Source organism: Stenotrophomonas sp. SMYL41, from assembly GCF_036319965.1.
GTDB classification, from domain to species: Bacteria; Pseudomonadota; Gammaproteobacteria; order Xanthomonadales; family Xanthomonadaceae; genus Stenotrophomonas; species Stenotrophomonas maltophilia_R.
Genome location: NZ_JAWIRX010000013.1, coordinates 69,415 through 87,694, shown reverse-complemented (window position 1 = coordinate 87,694; position 18,280 = coordinate 69,415). Strand labels below are relative to the sequence as shown.

Sequence of the window (18,280 nt, the reverse complement as noted above, 5' to 3'; positions counted from 1 at the left end):
GCGTGCGCGGCAGGTGGCTGATTGCAGCCCTGCTGCTGGCGCCCGCGTGGGTCGGGGCAGCGCCATCTCCGGACTGTGCGCAGGGCCTGCTGCAGCGGCTGGGATGGCGCTTCGAAGAAGCGTCGCTCGGTGCACCGCAGGTGCAGGGAGGGCCTGTGTGCACGCGTGCTTCTCTGGCTGCTTCACAGGCGGCCGGTGACCTGCGCGTGCGGTGGCCGGCTGCGCTGCCCGCCGGCGCGCGGCAGGCACTGCTGCAGCAGCTGCTGGATGACCCGGCCACGGTCTGCGCCCATGCCTTCGAGCTGGGGGCGGCCACGCGGCGCGCGACCTCTGCATTGCAGGGCAATCCCTCGTTCCGCTTCTCCGGCCCGCAGTTGGGCTGGATCGGCTTTGGCCTGCACGGCGCGCCGGCACAAGGCTGGCAGCGCACGCGCAGTTTCGGCCGTGGCTTCGTGCCCAGTGCGGGCAACAGCCAGGCGCTGCAGGCGTTCTACAGCGGTGCCGTGCGTGCCGAGTGCGGTGTCGGCCGCCAGGTTGCGCAGCTGGCCGCCCAGCGCGAGCTGTATGGCGATACCGCGTTCGATGCTGAGTTCGCTGCGGATGAGCTGTCGATCGGTACCTTCCTGGCGCTGCACGAGACCGACAGCATCCTGCTCGGCGCGCATGCCGGTGATTTCTTCGCCGATGGCAAGGCAGTGCGCACATCGGCGATGGGACGCCAGGCCTTTGTCGGCGTGCCTGGTTTCATTGAGCACGTGTACGACAAGGGCACCCTGGATGACCTGAGCAACCAGGCCGAGAACTTCGTGGTGGTCGACGTCGGCGAGGGCGCTGCGCAGGCCCTGGCGCAGCACGGCGGCCTGGCCTGGTACGACCAGCGCAATGCCGAATTGTGGACCCTGGCGCAGGGCATCCCGCGCATCGGCCAGCGCTACTTCGAGCGACTGCTTTTCGAGCGCGACCCTCGCCTGCGTGCACGGCTGGCGCCGCGCTACCACGATACGCTGGCACGCATGGACCACTTGCTGGACGATCCGTTCTATCGGCAGTTCGTGATCTATGTGCATCCGCGCGGTATACGTCCGATTGGCTACCACATCGCCCGCCTGCTCGATCGCAACCCGCGCACGCCGTTTTCGATCGACCTGGCGGTGCACAATCTGCATACCACGCTCTACCGGCGTTGGCGCGAGGCGCAGCTGCGCCACTGCGCGGCTACCGGCAGGCCAGGCAGCCTGACCCTAGACCCCAACTGAAGGTGAAACAATGGATATTGCAATGATCGGCCTCGGCCGCATGGGCGCCAACATGGCCCAGCGCCTGCATCGCGGCGGCCACCGCGTGGTCGGCTACGACCCGGGCGAAGGTGCCCGCCAGCGCGCCGCCGAGGCCGGCCTGGAGGTGGTTGATTCGCTGGCCGCCGCCGTGGCCGCGCTGCCGGTACCGCGCGTGGTGTGGCTGATGGTGCCGGCCGGCGAAACCGTCGACCAGACGCTGGGCCAGCTGACCCCGCACCTGGCCGAGGGTGACATCGTCATCGACGGCGGCAACTCCAACTACCAGGACTCGATCCGCCGCGCCAAGGCGCTGGCCGAGGACGATCTGGGCTATGTCGACTGCGGCACCAGTGGTGGCGTGTGGGGCCTGCAGGAAGGCTACAGCCTGATGGTCGGTGGCGAAGCCTCGGTGGTGGAGCAGATTGCACCGTTGCTGCGCACGCTGGCTCCGGCCGAGGATCGTGGCTGGGGGCGTGTCGGCCCGTCCGGCGCCGGCCACTTCACCAAGATGGTCCACAACGGCATCGAGTACGGAATGATGCAGGCCTATGCCGAAGGCTTCGCGCTGATGGAGCGCAAGCAGGAGATGGAGCTGGACCTGGCCCAGGTGGCCGAGGTGTGGCGCCACGGCAGCGTGGTGCGTTCGTGGCTGCTGGACCTGAGCACCGAAGCCCTCAAGCGCAATCCGTCGCTGGATGGCATCGCGCCGTATGTGGAGGATTCCGGCGAAGGCCGCTGGACTGTCGCCGAAGCCATCGCGCTCGATGTGCCGGCACCGGTGATCACGCTGTCGCTGCTGGAACGCCTGCGTTCGCGTGAATCCAATTCGTTCACTGATCGCCTGCTGTCGGCGATGCGCAATGAATTCGGCGGCCACGCCATCAAGAAGTCGTAAGCACCGCGGTGCGGTGGGGTCAGAGCCCTTCGGCAACGCCGAAGGGCTCTGATCCCAGGCAGATCGGGGTCGGATCCCTTTTCGCAGGAAAGGGCTCTGACCCCATACAGCCAGTCGAGCATGGCTCGACTCTACAAAAGCCTTCTCCGATCGTTCCCACGTCATCCACGCATGGCGTGGATCTACTGGTCAATCCAACGCGATTCGCCGCCCTTCGCGCGCGCTGTCCATGCCGGCCTGCAGCAACCGCATCAGCTGCAGCGCCTGCACCGGACTGACCGCCGGCTCGCCATCGCCCTGCATCGCTGCAGCGAACTGCGCATACAGCCGCCGGTAATCGCCCGGCAGGTTGTCGACCGTCGTGCGTTGCACGTTGTCCTCGGCGTCGCAACGCAGCAGCTCGCCATGCCGCGGATCAATGCCCCAGCCCGGCGCTCCCGGTGCCACGCCACGGCGCAGCTGCGCCTCCTGCACATCCAGTCCGTGCTTGATCCAGCTGCCATCGCGGCCATGCACTGCGAAGTGCGGCGTGGGTGCAGCCACCATCGAACCGGCGTGCACGATCGCGCGGTGCTGCGGGTAGTGCAGCACCGCGTGGAAGTAATCGATGCCGCTGCCGCCTTCGCGCTGCACGGCCAGATCGGCATCGATCGCCTCGGGCCAGCCGAACAGCACCAGCATCTGGTCCAGCAGATGCGGGCCAAGGTCGTACCACAAGCCGCTTCCCGGACCGTTCTGTTCGCGCCAGCGGTCGCGCACCTGAGGCCGGTAGCGATCGAAATGTGCATGGCACTCGGCGACGTCGCCCAGCGCGCCTTCGGACAGCAGCGCCTGCAGGGTGAGGAAGTCGGCGTCGAAGCGCCGGTTCTGGAACACGGTGACGATGCGTCCGGCGTCGCGCGCTGCAGCCAGCACCGTTTCCGCTTCGGCCACATCCAGTGCGAACGGCTTGTCGACCAGCACGTGCTTGCCCGCCGCCAGCGCGGCGATCGCCAGCGGCGCGTGTTGCGCGTTCGGTGTGGCGATCACCACCGCATCCACTGCTGGATCGTCGAACACGTCCTGGGGCGTGGCGCGCACGTGCACGTCGCTGAACACGCGCAACAGGGTGTCGCGTTGCGAACTGACGATGCTGTGCAGCGCCAGGCCCGGTGTGTGCTGGATCAGCGGCGCATGGAAGACGCGGCCGGCGAGGCCGTAGCCGACCAGGGCCAGTTGCAGGTCGGGGCGCATGGCAGAGGGCTCCGGCAATGGGGAAGGGCAGGGTAAACGACGGCGGCGGACAGGCCAAAACTGAACCGTTGCCGTTGGAAACGCTTCGATTCACGGCGGCATGACCGCAACGCCACGCCTGCTCTACGGCCGCTTGTCCAGACTGGCAGCACATTCCGAAGGAGTACGACACGATGAGCAACACTACCCGCACGCTGATTGCTTCTGCCCTGACGCTGGGCCTGGCGCTGTCCTCCTCGGCTGCATTCGCCAAGGACCCGGCCGCGAAGAGCCCGCCGACCAGCACCCATCCGACGACGCATGCCGATCGCCATGACTCCAATGAGCCGGTGACCGACAGCTGGATCACCACCAAGGTGAAGGCCGACCTGCTGGCCAGCAGCAACGTCCCGGGCACTGAAATCAAGGTGGAAACCGTGAACGGCGTGGTCAGCCTGAGCGGTGCCGTGGCGACCCAGGCCGAGAAGGACAAGGCGGTCACCACCGCCAAGAGCATCAAAGGCGTGACCCGCGTGGATGCTGCGGCATTGAAGGTCAGCGCCGCAGCCAAGCGCTGAACCGGGCGGGCGCCCCGGTGCGGGGCGCCCGCTGCATGGGGTTCCCATAACCTGTTCAGGCAACCCGGCTGGAAACTCCAGAGTTGTGACCGCCTGCGCTATATTGCCGGTTCCGCCGCAGCCGGGTTCGTCCCGGCCAACGCTTCGCGGCTGAGCTGACGAGGAACTATGGCGCTGGTTTTCAGTGACGACATCTGGGACCGCTGGCGGTTGCCGGCCCTGGCGCTGGCCGCTGCCGCGATCATCGTGGTGCCGTGGTTGACCCTGCGCAAACTGCAGCAGGACAGTGAACAAGCGATGGCCTGGGTCAACCACACCCAGGCCGTTGGCGTGGCGCTGCAGCAACTGCAGGCCGACGTGCGCGATGTCGAATCGGCGGCATTGACCCTGTCCAAGGGTGTGGATGCCCCCGGCCTGCGCGAGCGCATGGCCAGGGCCGACGAGATTCCCGGGCGCCTGGCCGAACTGGGGCGGATGACACGCGACAATCCGGATCAGCTGATCCGGATCGGCCGCATTGAATCGATGCTGGAGGGCCGCTTGGCCGTGGCCCGCGATCTGGCCAGGTCCGAACCGAACTCCGACCAGCATGAGCTGGTACAGGACCTGAGCACGCGTTATCCGATTCGTGGGCTGGTGGAAGAGCTGCAGGCCAGCGAGCAGAAGCTGCTCACGCTTCGTGCCGAGCAGGCCGCGCGCCAGCGCAAGCAGACCGAACTGGTGTCGTGGAGTTCGCTGGTGATCCAGCTGGCGCTGCTCGGACTGGTGCTTTGGCTGTTGCAGCGGCAGATCGGCCGCCGCCTGCAAGCGGAGCGGCAATCGCTGCGCTCGGCCGCGCGTGCGGCCTCGGTGCTGCAGACCGTACGCGAACCGATCGTGCTGCTCGACCGCGACCTGCGCGTGCAGCTGCACAACCCGGCATTCGCCGAGCTGTACGGCCTGCAGGACGAGCGCGCTGATGGCCTGTTGCTGGAGACGGTTGGCGACAATGCCTGGCAGGATCCGGTGGTGCGGCAGCGGCTGTCCGACGTACTGTCGCGTGGCCGCGAACTCTGGGACTTCGAGCACGAGCAGCGCACCGCCGACGGCATGGTGCGCTACATGTTGCTCAATGCACGGCGCATGCCGCTGCCCGACACCGATGACGAAGTGGTGCTGCTGACCATCAGCGACGTCACCATGCAACGCGCGGTGCAGCTGCGGGTGGAAGAGCTGAACCGCCAGCTGGAAGGCAAGGTTGCGCAGGTGTCCGAGGTCAACAGGGAACTGGAGGCCTTCAGCTATTCCGTCTCGCACGATCTGCGCGCGCCGCTGCGGCATGTGGCCGGATTCTCCGACAAGCTGTCGCGCCACCTTGGCGAGCAGGCCGACGACAAGAGCCGCCACTACCTGGAGGTGATCTCCAGTTCGGCCCGGCGCATGGCGGCGCTGATCGACGACCTGCTGGTCTATTCGCGGCTGGGCCGCGTGGCGATGCGCCAGCAGGCGGTGGACATGCAGTCGCTGGTGGCCGATACCCGCGCCATGCTCGATTCCAACCTGCAGGCCGAGGCCGAGAACAGCGGCCATGCGCACCAGGTGGAGTGGAGCATCGCACCGCTGCCGATCGTGGTGGGCGACGAGAACATGATCCGCCAGGTCTGGCTGAACCTGCTCGGCAACGCGGTGAAGTACTCGGGCAACCGCGAGCCGGCGAAGATCCGCGTGGATTACCAGCAGCAGCCCGATGGTGGCCATCAGTTCACGGTCAGCGACAATGGTGCAGGCTTTGACATGGCCTACGCCGGCAAGCTGTTTGGTGTGTTCCAGCGCCTGCACAAGGCCAGCGACTACCCGGGTACCGGCATCGGCCTGGCCAGCGTGCGCCGCGTTCTGACCCGCCATGGCGGCCGTATCTGGGCCGAGGCCGAACCGGACGTCGGCGCCACCTTCCACTTCTACCTGCCTCCCGCGATCGACGCGGACAAACAAGGGCCCTCTGCATGACCACTCTGCGCACCATTCTTCTCGCCGAAGACAGCCCGGCCGATGCCGAAATGGCGATCGACGCCCTGGAAGAGGCGCGTCTGGCCAATCCCATCGTGCACGTCGAAGACGGCGTGGAAGTGATGGACTACCTGCTGCGCCGCGGCGCCTTCGCCAGCCGCGAGGAAGGCCTGCCGGCGGTACTGCTGCTGGACATCAAGATGCCGCGCATGGATGGCCTGGAGGTGCTGCGGCAGATCCGCGAGCACGAAGAACTCAAGCGCCTGCCGGTGGTGATCCTGTCGTCCTCGCGCGAGGAAAGCGATCTGGCCCGCAGCTGGGACATGGGCGTGAACGCCTACGTGGTCAAGCCGGTGGACGTGGACCAGTTCTTCGGCGCGGTGCAGACACTGGGCAAGTTCTGGGCGTTGATCAACCAGGCACCGGAACTCGAGTGAGCCCATGCCCCTGACCGGTCCCGCCCTGGGGGCGCTGCGCATCCTGCTGGTGGAGGACTCACCGGAAGATGCCGAGCTGATGTCCGAACAGATGCTCGACGCGGGCCTGGACGCCCGCTTCGAGCGTGTCGAGAGCGAGGCGGAACTGCGCCAGGCACTGGCTGCGTTCCAGCCGGACATCGTGCTGTCCGACCTGAGCATGCCGGGGTTCTCCGGTGATGACGCGCTGCGCATCGTGCGCGAGACCTCCCCGGACGTACCCTTCATCTTCGTCTCCGGCACCATGGGTGAGGAGAACGCGGTGGCGGCGCTGCAGAAGGGCGCCAATGACTACATCATCAAGCATCTGCCGGCGCGCCTGCCGTCGGCGGTGGCGCGTGCGATCCGCGATGCACGCAGCGCGGTGGAGCGTGCACGCGTGGAAACCGAACTGATGCGCGCGCAGCGCCTGGAAAGCCTGTCGCTGCTTGCCGCCGGCCTCAGCCACGACCTGCGCAACATCCTGCAGCCGTTGCTGATCATGCCTGACCTGCTGAAGGCGCGCACCGAGGATCCGCAGCTGCACCACCTGGCCGACGTCATCGCCGAGTGCGGCCGCCGCGGCCACGAGATGGCCGAATCGATGCTGTCGTTCGTGCGCGGTTCGCGCAAGCCGAGCGAGCGCATCGAGATCGATGGCCTGTTCGATGCCGTGGCACTGCTGTTGCGCAGCAACGTACCCGATGCTGTGCGCCTGGAACTGCAGGTTCAGGACGAAGGCCTGGCGGTCGATGCCAATTACACCGAGCTGCAGCAGGTGATGTTGAACCTGGCGCTCAATGCGATCCAGGCGATGCCCAACGGCGGCCGCCTGAGCCTGACCGCCAGCCATGCCGGCGAGCGCGATGGCGTGGACTGGATGCGGATCTGCGTGGCCGATGAAGGCATCGGCATGGATGCGGACACGCTGTCGCACCTGTTCAATCCGTTCTTCACCACCAAGGCCGATGGCACCGGCCTGGGCCTGATTTCCTGCAAGCGCATCGTCGAAGGTGCCGGCGGCAGCATCCATGTCAGCAGCCAGCCGGGGCAGGGCACCTGTTTCGAGCTGCGCTTGCCGATGCACGAAGCCAGCGACGGCAGCGAGCCGATCGAGCAGCTGGTGGCGCTGGGCAGCGGCCAGTCGATCCTGGTGGTCGACGGCGAGGCCACGCGCCTGTCGCTGCTCGGCAATGCGCTGTCCAGCCAGGGTTACCAGCTGCAGCTGGCCTCCGATGGCCCGGCAGCGCTGCGTTGGATGCAGCAGGAGGCGATGCCGGCGCTGGTGATTGCCGATGCCGGCTCGAAATTGCTGCCGGCCAGCCAGCTGCTGGGCGAGATGGCCACGCTGGGCTATCGCGGCCCGGCACTGGTGCTGGAGGATGCGGCGATTGCGGTGCCCGCCGATGCATTCCCGGCCGGTGTGGAGGTGCATGTGCTGCGCAAGCCGCTGCAGATGCAGCAGGTGTTCCGCGCGGTGGCCGAAGCGCTGGGCTGATGCCGCTGGGGTTCTACAGGACGGTTTCCCACGGGAACCGCGGCAGGGCGTCCACCGCCTGCTCCAGCCGCCGCGACCAGTTCTGGTGGATATCGGCATACAGCGCTGAATCCGCGCCCAGCCGCAGCTGCTGGGCGATGCGCAGTTCACCGTCGCGCAGCAGCGCCAGGTCGATCGGCAGGCCCACCGACAGGTTGGACCGGATGGTGGAGTCCAGCGAGACGATGGCGGTGCGGGCCGCATCCTCCAGGCGCGTGGCCGGGCTGAGGATGCGGTCGAGGATCGGCTTGCCGTACTTGGATTCACCAATCTGCAGGTAGGGTGTCTCCGGCGAGGCGGCGATGGCGTTGCCGAGCGGGTAGATCATGTACAGCCCGGGACGCTCGCCGGCGATCTGGCCGCCGAAGATCAGCGTGGCCTGGGTGTTGACCCCGTCGTGGCCGTGTTCGCTGTGGCTGCTGCGCACCTGGCTGTCCACCAGCAGCTGGCCGACGTACTCGGCGGCTTCGAACAGGTGGGTCATGTCGCGCAGGTTGGGCGCGCGCCGTTCGTCGGCATCGCGTCCCAAGCGCGACACCAGCAGCTGGGTGGTGGCCAGGTTGCCAGCCGCCATCAGCACGTAGGCTGCCTGGCCGGGATATTCGAACACGTGCAGCTTGCGATGCACGCGCACATCGTCCAGCGAGGCATTGGTCCGGGTGTCGGCGGCGAAGACCAGGCCCTCGTCCACCTCGATTCCAACGCAATAGGTCATGTCGGTGCCCTATCATGTGCGTCCCGGATTGTAGGCAGGCCGCCGTGACGACGGCATGTCCACGCCCCCCATCGCTGCCACCTGAACCGCATGACGACCGTGCTCCTGAGCCTGGGCAGCAATGTCCAGCCCCGCCGCTACCTCCACGCCGCGGTGGCGGCCCTGCGCGAGCGCTTCGGCGCGCTGCAGGTATCACCGGCTTACCGTACCGCCGCGGTCGGCTTCGATGGCCCGGCCTTCCTCAACAACGCAGTAGCAATCGAGACCGACCTGCCGCTGCAGGAACTGGATGACTGGCTGCATGCGCTGGAAGACGCACACGGCCGCGACCGCAGCGGGCCGCGCTTCTCCGACCGGACGCTGGACATCGACGTGGTGTTCTACGGGGATCTGGTGGTGGAGGGCCCCGGCCACCTGCGCATTCCGCGCCCGGAGCTGAAGCATGCCTTCGTGCTGAAGCCGCTGGCCGACATCGCGCCGGGCTTCATCGACCCGGTCAGCGGGCTGGACCTGGCTACGCTGTGGCGTGCGCACTCGCAGTTCGGCGAAGCGTTCGAGGTGGTGGACCTCGAATGATGGTGAGTGACGGGGTCAGATCCCTTTTCCCGGCGGGAAAAGGGATCTGACCCCGTTGTGGATCCCGGCAACCTTTCAGCTGACCGTACGCCCGCCATCCACGCGCAGGGTGTGGCCGGTGACGAAGCTGGCCTCGGCCACCAGCCAGTACACCGCCTCGGCGATCTCCTCGACGGTGCCGATCCGTGCCAGCGGGGTGCGTGCCAGCAGCGCCTCACGCGCGAAATCGTCCTTGCCCTGTTCCGGCCACAGGATCGCGCCCGGCGCCACCGCATTCACCCGCACCTTCGGCGCCAGCTCCAGCGCCAGCGAGCGGGTGGCCATTTCCAGCGCGGCCTTGGCCATGGTGTAGGCGATGTGGTCGCGCATCGGGTCGGTGCCGTGCAGGTCGGTCAGGTTGACGATGCTGCCCTGCTGGCGGCGCAGGTAGGGCGCCGCCGCCTGTGACAGCAGCAGCGGCGCGCGTGCATTGACCGCATACAGCTCGTCCATCGCCTCGGCGGTGACCTGGCCGAGCGGGGTGGGGAAGAAGTTGGAGGCGTTGTTGACCAGCGCATCCAGCCGGCCGAAGTGGGTGACGGCCTGTTCCACCAGGTCGGGCAGGGCGTCAGCGTCACGCAGGTCGGCCTGCAGGGCCAGCACGCTGCCCGGGCGCACGTTGTCGAAATCGAACGCGGCCTGTTGCAGCTCGGCGCTGGAGGTGTTGGCGTGCAGCACCACCGACCAGCCACAGGCGTGGAACTGGCGGGCGATGGCCGCACCGATCCGGCGCGCGCTGCCGGTGATCAGCACCACAGGGTGGGTGTCGCTCATCGAGGGTCCTCCAAGGCTCGGCTATCCTGTGCACCATTGTCACCGCATTCGAAGACGCCATGCAGCCCACCTTCCCCCTGCCCGAAGCCGATGCCCTGGCCCACAGCGACCAGCTGGCCGCCGCCCTGCGTGCCGAAATCCTTGCGCAGGGTGGGGCGATGCCGTTCTCCCGCTTCATGGAGCTGTGCCTGTATACCCCGGGCTGGGGCTATTACAGCGCCGGTGCCAGCAAGTTCGGCGGCAGCGGCGACTTCACCACCGCGCCCGAGCTCGGCAGCCTGTTTGCCGGCAGCGTGGCCAATGCGTTGGCGCCGGTGTTCGCCCAGTTGGGTGCGCAGGCGCGCATGCTGGAACTGGGCGGTGGTACCGGCGCCTTCGCCGAGGCCGTGCTGCTGCGGCTGGCCGAGCTGGACGCGCTGCCATCACGCTACGCCATCCTCGAACCCAGTGCGGACCTGCGCGAGCGCCAGCAGCAACGCCTGCAGCAGAACCTGCCGGCCGAGCTGGCCGCGCGCGTGGACTGGGTTGATCGCCCGTTTGAAGAGGACTGGGAAGGCGTGGTGTTCGCCAACGAGGTGATCGATGCGCTGCCGACCCCGCGCTTCCTGATCAGGGACGGCGAGGTCTACGAGGAAACCGTCGAACTTGATGGTGAAGGCAATTTCATCCGCGGCGCGCAGCCGGCCGACATCCTGCTCAACGGGGCGGTGCGTCATATCGAGCGCTACCTGGAGAAGCCCTTCGCCGAGGGCTACCGCTCCGAGGTGCTGCCGCAGCTGCCGTACTGGCTGCAGGCGGTGGCTGGCGGCCTGCAGCGCGGCGCGATGTTGTTCGTCGATTACGGCTACAACCGCGGCGAGTTCTACCAGCACGACCGTGACGATGGCACCGTGCGCGCGTTCTACCGCCACCACGTGCACAACGACGTGCATCGTTGGCCGGGCCTGCAGGACATCACCGCGTCGGTGGATTTCACCGCGATGGCCGAGGCCGGCCTGCACGGTGGTTTCGAGCTGGCCGGCTACTGCAGCCAGGCCAGCTTCCTGCTCGGTAATGGCCTGGACCAGGTGCTGCTGCTGGCCGAAGAGCGTACTGATGAGGTCGGCCGCATCCAGCTGCGCGACCAAGTGAAGAAGCTGACCCTGCCGACCGAGATGGGCGAGCGCTTCCAGGCAATTGGCCTGCAGCGTGGCGTCGACTTCGAGCCGGCCTTCGAGCTGGGTGACCTGAGCTGGCGCCTGTGAGTGATGCGCAGCCGGTGACCAAGCCGCTGCGTCGGCCGCGCCTGTGGGCCACACTGTGGGTGTCGGCGGTGCTGCTGGTGATCGTGGTCTGCCTGATTCCACCGCCGCCGATTCCGTTGCCGGAGAACAGCGACAAGGGCGAGCATTTCCTCGCCTATTTCATCCTGGCCGGCAGTGCGGTGCAGCTGTTCCGTCGCGGACGTCCGCTGCTGTGGGTGGGCGTGGGCCTGGTGCTGATGGGTGTCGGCATCGAGTTCGCGCAGGGCGCGCTGACCAGCAATCGCACCGCCGACCCGGTGGATGCGCTCGCCAATACGATCGGCGTGCTGGCCGGCATGGCTACCGCATTGACCCCGCTGCGCGACCTGCTGTTGCGCTGGCGCGGGTAAAGGCGTGCCAACCAAGGTTGGCACCTACCCGTAGATCCACGCCGTGCGTGGATGAACTGCCCGAGGTGCCGACCAGGGTCGGCACCCACCAGGACGGACCTGCCGTCATTTCCCCAGCGTGACCTCGTCCAGCACCCACATCGCCGGGCGCGTGTCGCCGGTGAAGTTGATGCACAGGTCACCGGTGCCCTGGGTTCCCTTCGGCAGCGTCGCACGCAGCGTCACGAAGCCATCGGCATCCGGCTTGGCCGGCAGCGGCACTTCGGCCAGCACCTTGCCGCTGCAGTCGCCGCGACGCACCCGCATCTCGCCATGCGCGCGCTTGGCCTTCTCGAAGCGACGCTTGGGTTCGTCATGGGCCAGCTGGAAGTAGTACGGAATACGGCCCGCGCGGACCTCGACGCTGCCGATGCCGTCCAGCTGTGCCTGCGGCCAGCGCCAGCACGGCTGGAAAATGTCGACGTTGAACACCGCGCGCGTTCCCTCGCGCGGGCCATCGTCTTCCAGGCGCAGCACCAGCCCCTTCTTGCCTACGCAGCTGAGCAGTTCATCACTGCGGCGGCTGAGCAGCGACTGCGCAGTGAAGTCCGCGACCGTCGGCTTCGCGGCCAGCATCTGGCCCTGGTAGAACGCGGCGGCCTGCACGGTGGCGGGCAGCGTCGCGGTCAGCGGCTGCTGGTACAGCGGCGACTGCGCGGTCACCGGCTGGCCATCAGTGCTGTAGCGCACTTCATAGCCCAGCGGGTTGGCCAGCGAAACGGTTACGGTGTTCTTCGCACGATCATCGGTGTAGTCCACGCCCACTTCGAATGGGGTCTGCGCATACGCCAGGCCCCAGGCGCGGTAGCGTTGCAGCTGCGCCGGCAGGCGTGCGAGGAAATCGCGGAAGTCACGATGTTCCTGCGTGCTCCAGCCGGTTTCGGCCACCGCGGCCAGGCGTGGGAACAGGTTGTGCTGCAGGCGTGCGTAGCTGCGCGTGTGCTCGGTGAACATGTTGGCCTGCAGGCCGAGGATGTGCCCGCGCTTGTCGGCAGCCAGTTCAGCCGGTACCGGTTCGAAGTTGTACAGCTTGCCGAGGTTGACCTGGGCCGGGCGGCCCGGCGGTTCATTTGGGGAGGCGGTCTGCAGGTAGTCCAGGTACAGGTAGCCGACCGGTGACATGATCACGTCATGGCCGGCGCTGGCCGCAGCCAGTCCGCCTTCGGTGCCCTGCCACGACATCACCGTGGCCTGCGGCGGCAGGCCACCTTCGAGGATTTCGTCCCAACCGATCAGGCGCCGGTCGTGTTCCTCAAGGAACGTTTCCAGGCGCTTGATGATGTGGCTCTGCATGGCCATCTCATCCTTGATGCCCAGTGCACGCATGCGCTGCTGCACCTGCCTGGAGGCTTCCCACTGGTCCTTCACTGCCTCGTCGCCGCCCACGTGCACGTACCTGGCCGGGAACAGTTCGATCACTTCCTCCAGTACGTTCTCGAGGAAGGTGACGGTGCTGTCTTCCACGTTGAACAGGTTCGGGAACACGCCCCATTCGCTGATCGGCTTCAGCGGGGTGCTGATCGAGCCCAGTTCCGGGTACGCGGCAATCGCTGCGGTCGCGTGGCCGGGTACGTCGATTTCTGGAATGACCTGGATATGCAGCGCGGCGGCATAGGCGATCACCTCGCGGATCTGCTCCTGCGTGTAGAAGCCGCAGTACGGGTGCTCCTGGCCACTGACCGGGTCGATGCCACCGTCGCCGGCCGGCAGGCGGCAGCTGCCCACCTCGGTCAGCTTCGGGTAGCGCTTGATCTCCATGCGCCAGCCCTGGTCATCGGTGAGGTGCCAGTGGAAGGTGTTGAGCTTGTGCGCGGCCATCGTGTCGAGCACGCGCTTGATCTCGTCCAGGCTCTGGAAATGCCGTGCCGAGTCGAGCATGAAACCGCGCCAGCTGAAGCGCGGTGCATCCTGGATCTGCACCGCTGGAAGCACGCCGTTGCTGCCGCCGGTGGCGAGCTGGGCGAGCGTGGTGGCGCCATAGAACAGGCCGGTTTCGTTGCCAGCCTGGATCACCACGCCCTGCGCGGTGCTTTCCAGCGTGTAGCCTTCGCCGCTGTCGCGGAAGGTGGGCACGATCTGGAAGCGGATGCTGCCCGACTTGCCAGCAGCCTTGCCCTTGGCCAGTGCAAGACGCGGGCCGCCACTGCGGGCCAGCAGGTCGGCGAACTGGGTGGCGACCCGCTGTGCGGCCTCGCCTTCGGCGCGCAGCACGGTATCGGCGCGCACGGTGATGCCGCTGCCCTGGCCGGGCTGCACGGTGGCCGGGGCGGGAATCAGCATCAGGCTGCCGGCACGCAGCTGCGGACCAGGTGCTTCAGCGGCGGGCGTGGGATCGGCGGCGAGTGCCGGCAGCGCCGGCAACATCGCGAGCAGGCTGCCCAGCAGCAGTGCGCTGCGCATCCGGGCGCGGGAAGGCTTGACCATCGGAACGACTCCTTGGAACGGTGCGATGAACGCTATACATGAAAAACGCCGGGCCCGGAATGACCCAGGCCCGGCGTGCGTGCACGACTCGGCGATGTTGCCGCCGCTGGATCAGTACTTGAAGCGGAAGTTGAGGTAGTACTGGCGACCGTTGCTGTAGAACGAGGTCGGGATGGCCGCGGTCTGGTAGTACTTGTAGGTCGGGTTGTTGAGGTTGAGCGCATCGAAGCTGATGCTCAGCCAGTCGGTGGCCTTGTAGCTCAGCGATGCCGACAGCGTGCCGAAGTCATCCTGGTAGTACGGGTTGGCGCCGGACAGGCCGATCAGGAACGACGAACGGCGGGTGTAGCTGACACGCGCACCGAAGGTGTCGTTCTCGAAGTAGGCTCCCACGTTGTAGGTGTTCTTCGAAGTGCCCAGCAGGTTGTCGGTTCCGTCGGCCCAGGTGTGTTCGGTGCTGCCATCGGCGTAGGTGTAGTTGGCGTTGACGCCGAAGTACTCGCCGATCGGCTGCTCGTAGGCCACTTCGATGCCGCGCACCTTGCCGTCGGCGTTCTTCGGACGGGAGATGTCGTACTCCTCGAGCTGGTTGGTCAGCTCGCTGAACAGCATCTGCTTCTCGGTGCTGAAGGCCACGTAGTCCTTCAGGCGCATCGAGTATGCACCAACCGACAGCATGCCGCGGGGCATGAAGTACCACTCCAGGTTGGCGTCGAAGTTGGTCGAGATCACCGGCTTCAGCTTCGGATTGCCGCCGCCGCCCTTGCGGTTCAGATCCGAGCCGTACGAAGACGCACCCAGTGCGGAGTAGTCGGGCAGGGTCTGGGTCTGAGAGGCGGCGAGGCGCAGCACCAGATCGTCGCGCAGATCGTACTTGAAGTTGGCGCTCGGCAGCACGCGGTTGTGCTTGTTCTCGAAGGCCTCGCGGGTCCATGCGCCGAACAGGCTCCTCACGTCCGGCACGGTCGAACCTGTCGCCGTGGCGTAAGTGTCGATATCCTGCTTGATATTGACGTAGCGCAGGCCGACGTTGCCGCTCCAGCGGTCGCCACTGAAGTTGCCCTGCACGTAGGCAGCGAAGTTCTTCTCGGTCACCTTCCATTCCGCGCCGTAGTTGTGGCGGCCGTCGGGACCATCGTTGCCGGACAGCCATTCGGAATTGTTGGTCACCGCATTGCGCAGCGCTGCTGGGGTGTAGTACCAGATGTTGCGCGGGAAGTTGCCGCCGATATCGTCGGCGAAGCCACCCGGATAGTTGGCGGTCGGGCTGCCACGCAGGGCGTCCCAGATGTTGCCGGGAGTGGCGCCTTCCGGCGACTTTGCTTCACGCGTGTGGTCGGCGTAGCGTGCGCCGAAATCGATCGAGCTCAACACGCCCGCGTTGAAATACTGGCTGAAATCAACGTTGGCCCACTTTTCCTTGTCGATTGCAGTGACCTGCTGGTTACCCCAGGTGCCGCCCCAGCTGGCGCCGGCGGGGCTGATGTCGCCCCCCACATTCCAATCCACCGGCGAGCCGTTGCCATGAGTGGTCCAGCTGGCGCCACCCCCGTTTGCGGTCAACAGCTCGGCGATGTACTGGCGCGGCGTTTCGCCAGTGCCCTTGGTGGTACCGGCCTGGAACTTCGCGGTCAGGTTGTCGCTGACCTGCCAGTCGGCATCCAGGGTGATGTAGTTGGTCTTGGCCGTCGACTCGCGGTAAATCATGTCGTACACCGCGTAGTTGGTGCCCGGCTTGCCTGCATAGCTGGCCTGGGTCAGCACGCCATCCTTGACCACGTATCCGGGATCAGGTGCCTGCGACTTGCCGAAGCTGTTGCCGAACATCATGAAGTTGCGATTGTAGTTGTTCGCTTCCAACTTGGAGCTGAAGCCGCTGAGTACGAAGCTCAGGTCATCGGTCGGCTTGAACTGCAGCGAAACCAAGCCGCCGGTGCGCTTGCGGGTCTGTTCGAACAGGGTGGAGCCCAGCAGGCCCGGGACCTGAACGCCGACCAGATCCGGATTGGTCTGGGCGACCGGATCATTGGCTTCAATGGTGAAGAAGCCACCCGGGATTTCCTGCGCTTCGCGGCGCAGCTCGCGCTTCTGGCTGAAGGCCTGCAGCATCACGCCGAAGGTGCCTTCGTCGTTCTTGTAGTTGAACAGGGCCGACAGCTGCGGGTCGTTCGACTTGGCCTGGTCCGAACGCACCATGCCGATCGAGCCTTCAGCGGTGAACGGCTTGGAGAATTCCAGCGGCTTGCGGGTGATGATGTTGACGGTACCGGTGGTGCCGCCGTCCTGCAGCTTGGCCTGCGAGGACTTGTTCACTTCCACCGAGCTGACCAGTTCCGACGGCAGCAGCGAGTAGCTGACGCTGCGGCCGACGTTGTTGCCCTGGCTGAGCACGAACCAGTCGGCCGAGCCGACGGTGTGGCCGTTGATCAGGGTCTGGGTCAGGCTCGGGCTGGTGCCGCGCAGGCTGACACGGTCGGCTTCGTCGAAGCCGCCTTCGTCGGCGCTGGACGAGCTGATGTTCACGCCCGGCAGGCGCTGCAGGGTGTCGGCGACGTTGTGCGCCGGCAGCTTGCCCACGTCTTCGGCGGTGACCACTTCCACGCGCGCATTGGCTTCGCGCTTGGTGTCCAGCGACTTTTCCATCGAGCCACGGATGCCCGTGACAGTCACGGTGTCCAGGTCGGTGGCGGTCGGGGCGGCCTGCTGCGCGTGCGCACTGAAGGCGATGCAGCTGACGATGGCGGCCGAAAGCAGGGTCTTGCGGGTGTTCATGATGTCTCTCCTCATCACTCGATTGGATGCCGGCGGCGGTGTTCGGTTGCGGTTGCGATGACAGGCGCGGGGCGGCGGCGAAGTCCCGTGCGTTGGCGTGCCACGTACAGCGTGCTGCGATTGCGTTGAAGCCTGTTGCGGTGTCAGGCGGCCGACTGCTGCAGGTACCAGCTGGCAGCGCCGACCACGCCCAGCTGGCCGTGCTCGACGACCTTCACCGGGATGCGTGCCAGCGCTTCGCCCATCGGCCCCTTCTGCAGGTAGCGTTCGACGAAGGTGCTGGCGTGCAGGTACTCGCGGATCTGCGGCAGGATGCCGCCGGCCAGGTAGACGCCACCATGGGCGCCGTAGAACAGCGCCATGTCGCCGATGGTGCTGCCGAGCAGGCCGCAGAACACATCCAGCGCCTGGCGCGCATGTGCATCGCTGTCGGCCATTGCCGCAGCGGTGACCGCGTCGGGGCTGGCCAGGGTCGGCGCCTGGCCCTGCAGCGCACACACCGCGCGGTACAGGTTCATCAGGCCTGGGCCGGAGATCGCATGCTCGATCGACACGTGCGCGCGGTCGCGCTGCATGTGGCGGACGATGGCCATTTCCAGTTCGGTGCTGGCCGCCAGGGTTGGCTGGCCGGCTTCGGTGGGAAGCACCACCGGGCCATGTGCAGTGGGAATCCACAGGGCCGCACCGAGGCCTGTACCGGGGCCGACCACCAGGGTCGGGCCACGCGCGGCGGTATCCGGCCCGCACAGGTGCAGCACGCCGCTGGCGTCCACCTGCGCGGCGGCATAGGCCACCGCTTCGAAGTCGTTGACGATGTAGACCCGCTGCAGGCCGACGTCGGCTTCCACCTGGCGCGCCGACAGCGGCCACGGCAGGTTGGCGGTGATCACCGTGCCGTCCTCGCGGGCGTAGCCGGCGCTGGCGACCACGCAATGCGTGGGCCGCGGGCCTTCGCCGAGGAAGTCGGACAGGATCGCGCTGAGGCCAGCGTGGTCGGCATTGCGGTACTTGCGGTACTCCAGCACCTGCACCGGGTGGGCGGCATCACCGCTGGCCTGGACCCGGGCCACGCGCACATGGGTGCCACCGACGTCCGCGGCCAGGAACGAGGGCGCGACGCGGGACAGGACATGGGCCGGGGCGGGGTGGCTGGCGGTCACGCGGGCTCCTGCTGCAGGTGGGGCCGACCCCGGGATCGGGGGCGGCGATTGGGGCGGAGTCTGTAACCCTGCTGACAACGATGTCAACGAGTTCGTGACACTTTCGTTGCTGCGCCGCAACGAATGCGGCAGGCAGTAAACGTTTACATGACGTGAGTGCTGGATTCACACGGGAGCCGTTGCCGCATGGGGTTCAAGGGCTATCGCG

General features: G+C 66.9%; 15 protein-coding genes. 9 read left to right on the top strand and 6 right to left on the bottom strand.

What is annotated here, in order from left to right:
* Nucleotides 1–2: 2 nt before the first annotated feature.
* Both V3B30_RS15415 and gnd read left to right on the top strand, forming a co-directional pair.
* On the top strand, nucleotides 3–1,256 hold the full coding sequence (locus tag V3B30_RS15415; protein WP_262083785.1) for a hypothetical protein: 1,254 nt from the start codon (nucleotides 3–5) through the stop codon (nucleotides 1,254–1,256).
* A 10-nt stretch (nucleotides 1,257–1,266) separates the two neighbouring features.
* A complete protein-coding gene (gene gnd, locus V3B30_RS15410) occupies nucleotides 1,267–2,172 on the top strand; it encodes a phosphogluconate dehydrogenase (NAD(+)-dependent, decarboxylating) (RefSeq protein WP_014648435.1) in 906 nt (301 codons plus the stop codon).
* Between the two features lie 189 nt (nucleotides 2,173–2,361).
* Here the strand turns inward: gnd and V3B30_RS15405 are convergent, their stop codons facing one another.
* Complete coding sequence (locus V3B30_RS15405) at nucleotides 2,362–3,405, bottom strand: oxidoreductase (RefSeq protein WP_262083650.1); 1,044 nt, start codon at nucleotides 3,403–3,405, stop codon at nucleotides 2,362–2,364.
* Between the two features lie 173 nt (nucleotides 3,406–3,578).
* On the opposite strand from V3B30_RS15405, the gene V3B30_RS15400 reads away from it, so the two are divergent.
* The 4 genes from V3B30_RS15400 (at nucleotide 3,579) to V3B30_RS15385 (ending at nucleotide 7,901) form a co-directional block, all read left to right on the top strand.
* The gene (locus V3B30_RS15400; protein ID WP_262083651.1) at nucleotides 3,579–3,962 is read left to right on the top strand and encodes a BON domain-containing protein; all 384 of its coding nucleotides are present in this window, start codon (nucleotides 3,579–3,581) and stop codon (nucleotides 3,960–3,962) included.
* A gap of 168 nt (nucleotides 3,963–4,130) precedes the next feature.
* The gene (locus V3B30_RS15395; RefSeq protein ID WP_100473934.1) at nucleotides 4,131–5,948 is read left to right on the top strand and encodes an ATP-binding protein; all 1,818 of its coding nucleotides are present in this window, start codon (nucleotides 4,131–4,133) and stop codon (nucleotides 5,946–5,948) included.
* The gene (locus V3B30_RS15390; RefSeq protein ID WP_087923644.1) at nucleotides 5,945–6,385 is read left to right on the top strand and encodes a response regulator; all 441 of its coding nucleotides are present in this window, start codon (nucleotides 5,945–5,947) and stop codon (nucleotides 6,383–6,385) included. The genes V3B30_RS15395 and V3B30_RS15390 overlap by 4 nt, the downstream gene beginning before the upstream one ends.
* A 4-nt stretch (nucleotides 6,386–6,389) precedes the next feature.
* Entirely contained in the window at nucleotides 6,390–7,901 is a 1,512-nt protein-coding gene (locus tag V3B30_RS15385; RefSeq protein ID WP_100473933.1) for an ATP-binding protein, read from the top strand.
* A gap of 13 nt (nucleotides 7,902–7,914) precedes the next feature.
* Here V3B30_RS15385 and V3B30_RS15380 read toward each other — a convergent pair whose 3' ends face one another.
* On the bottom strand, nucleotides 7,915–8,655 hold the full coding sequence (locus V3B30_RS15380) for a 20S proteasome subunit A/B (protein ID WP_262083652.1): 741 nt from the start codon (nucleotides 8,653–8,655) through the stop codon (nucleotides 7,915–7,917).
* Between the two features lie 90 nt (nucleotides 8,656–8,745).
* Between V3B30_RS15380 and folK the strand changes: the two genes are divergently transcribed.
* Nucleotides 8,746–9,231 carry a 2-amino-4-hydroxy-6-hydroxymethyldihydropteridine diphosphokinase gene (gene folK / locus V3B30_RS15375; protein WP_262083653.1) on the top strand — a complete coding sequence of 162 codons (486 nt, stop codon included), beginning with the start codon at nucleotides 8,746–8,748 and terminating at the stop codon, nucleotides 9,229–9,231.
* 75 nt (nucleotides 9,232–9,306) lie between these two features.
* Here the strand turns inward: folK and V3B30_RS15370 are convergent, their stop codons facing one another.
* Entirely contained in the window at nucleotides 9,307–10,044 is a 738-nt protein-coding gene (locus V3B30_RS15370) for a pteridine reductase (protein WP_100473931.1), read from the bottom strand.
* A 59-nt stretch (nucleotides 10,045–10,103) separates the two neighbouring features.
* Here V3B30_RS15370 and V3B30_RS15365 point away from each other — a divergent pair, with 59 nt between their 5' ends.
* Together V3B30_RS15365 and V3B30_RS15360 are read left to right on the top strand one after the other, a co-directional pair.
* A complete protein-coding gene (locus V3B30_RS15365) occupies nucleotides 10,104–11,288 on the top strand; it encodes an SAM-dependent methyltransferase (protein ID WP_262083654.1) in 1,185 nt (394 codons plus the stop codon).
* Nucleotides 11,285–11,677 carry a VanZ family protein gene (locus tag V3B30_RS15360; protein WP_262083655.1) on the top strand — a complete coding sequence of 131 codons (393 nt, stop codon included), beginning with the start codon at nucleotides 11,285–11,287 and terminating at the stop codon, nucleotides 11,675–11,677. The genes V3B30_RS15365 and V3B30_RS15360 overlap by 4 nt, the downstream gene beginning before the upstream one ends.
* Nucleotides 11,678–11,782: 105 nt before the next feature.
* Here the strand turns inward: V3B30_RS15360 and V3B30_RS15355 are convergent, their stop codons facing one another.
* The 3 genes from V3B30_RS15355 to V3B30_RS15345 all read right to left on the bottom strand — a co-directional run bounded on the left by V3B30_RS15355 (nucleotide 11,783) and on the right by V3B30_RS15345 (nucleotide 18,072).
* The gene (locus tag V3B30_RS15355) at nucleotides 11,783–14,140 is read right to left on the bottom strand and encodes a family 20 glycosylhydrolase (RefSeq protein WP_262083656.1); all 2,358 of its coding nucleotides are present in this window, start codon (nucleotides 14,138–14,140) and stop codon (nucleotides 11,783–11,785) included.
* 111 nt (nucleotides 14,141–14,251) lie between these two features.
* A complete protein-coding gene (locus V3B30_RS15350; RefSeq protein ID WP_100473927.1) occupies nucleotides 14,252–16,912 on the bottom strand; it encodes a TonB-dependent receptor in 2,661 nt (886 codons plus the stop codon).
* Between the two features lie 143 nt (nucleotides 16,913–17,055).
* Nucleotides 17,056–18,072, bottom strand: coding sequence for a glucokinase family protein (locus V3B30_RS15345; RefSeq protein ID WP_262083657.1), 1,017 nt, complete (start codon nucleotides 18,070–18,072; stop codon nucleotides 17,056–17,058).
* Nucleotides 18,073–18,280: the final 208 nt, after the last annotated feature.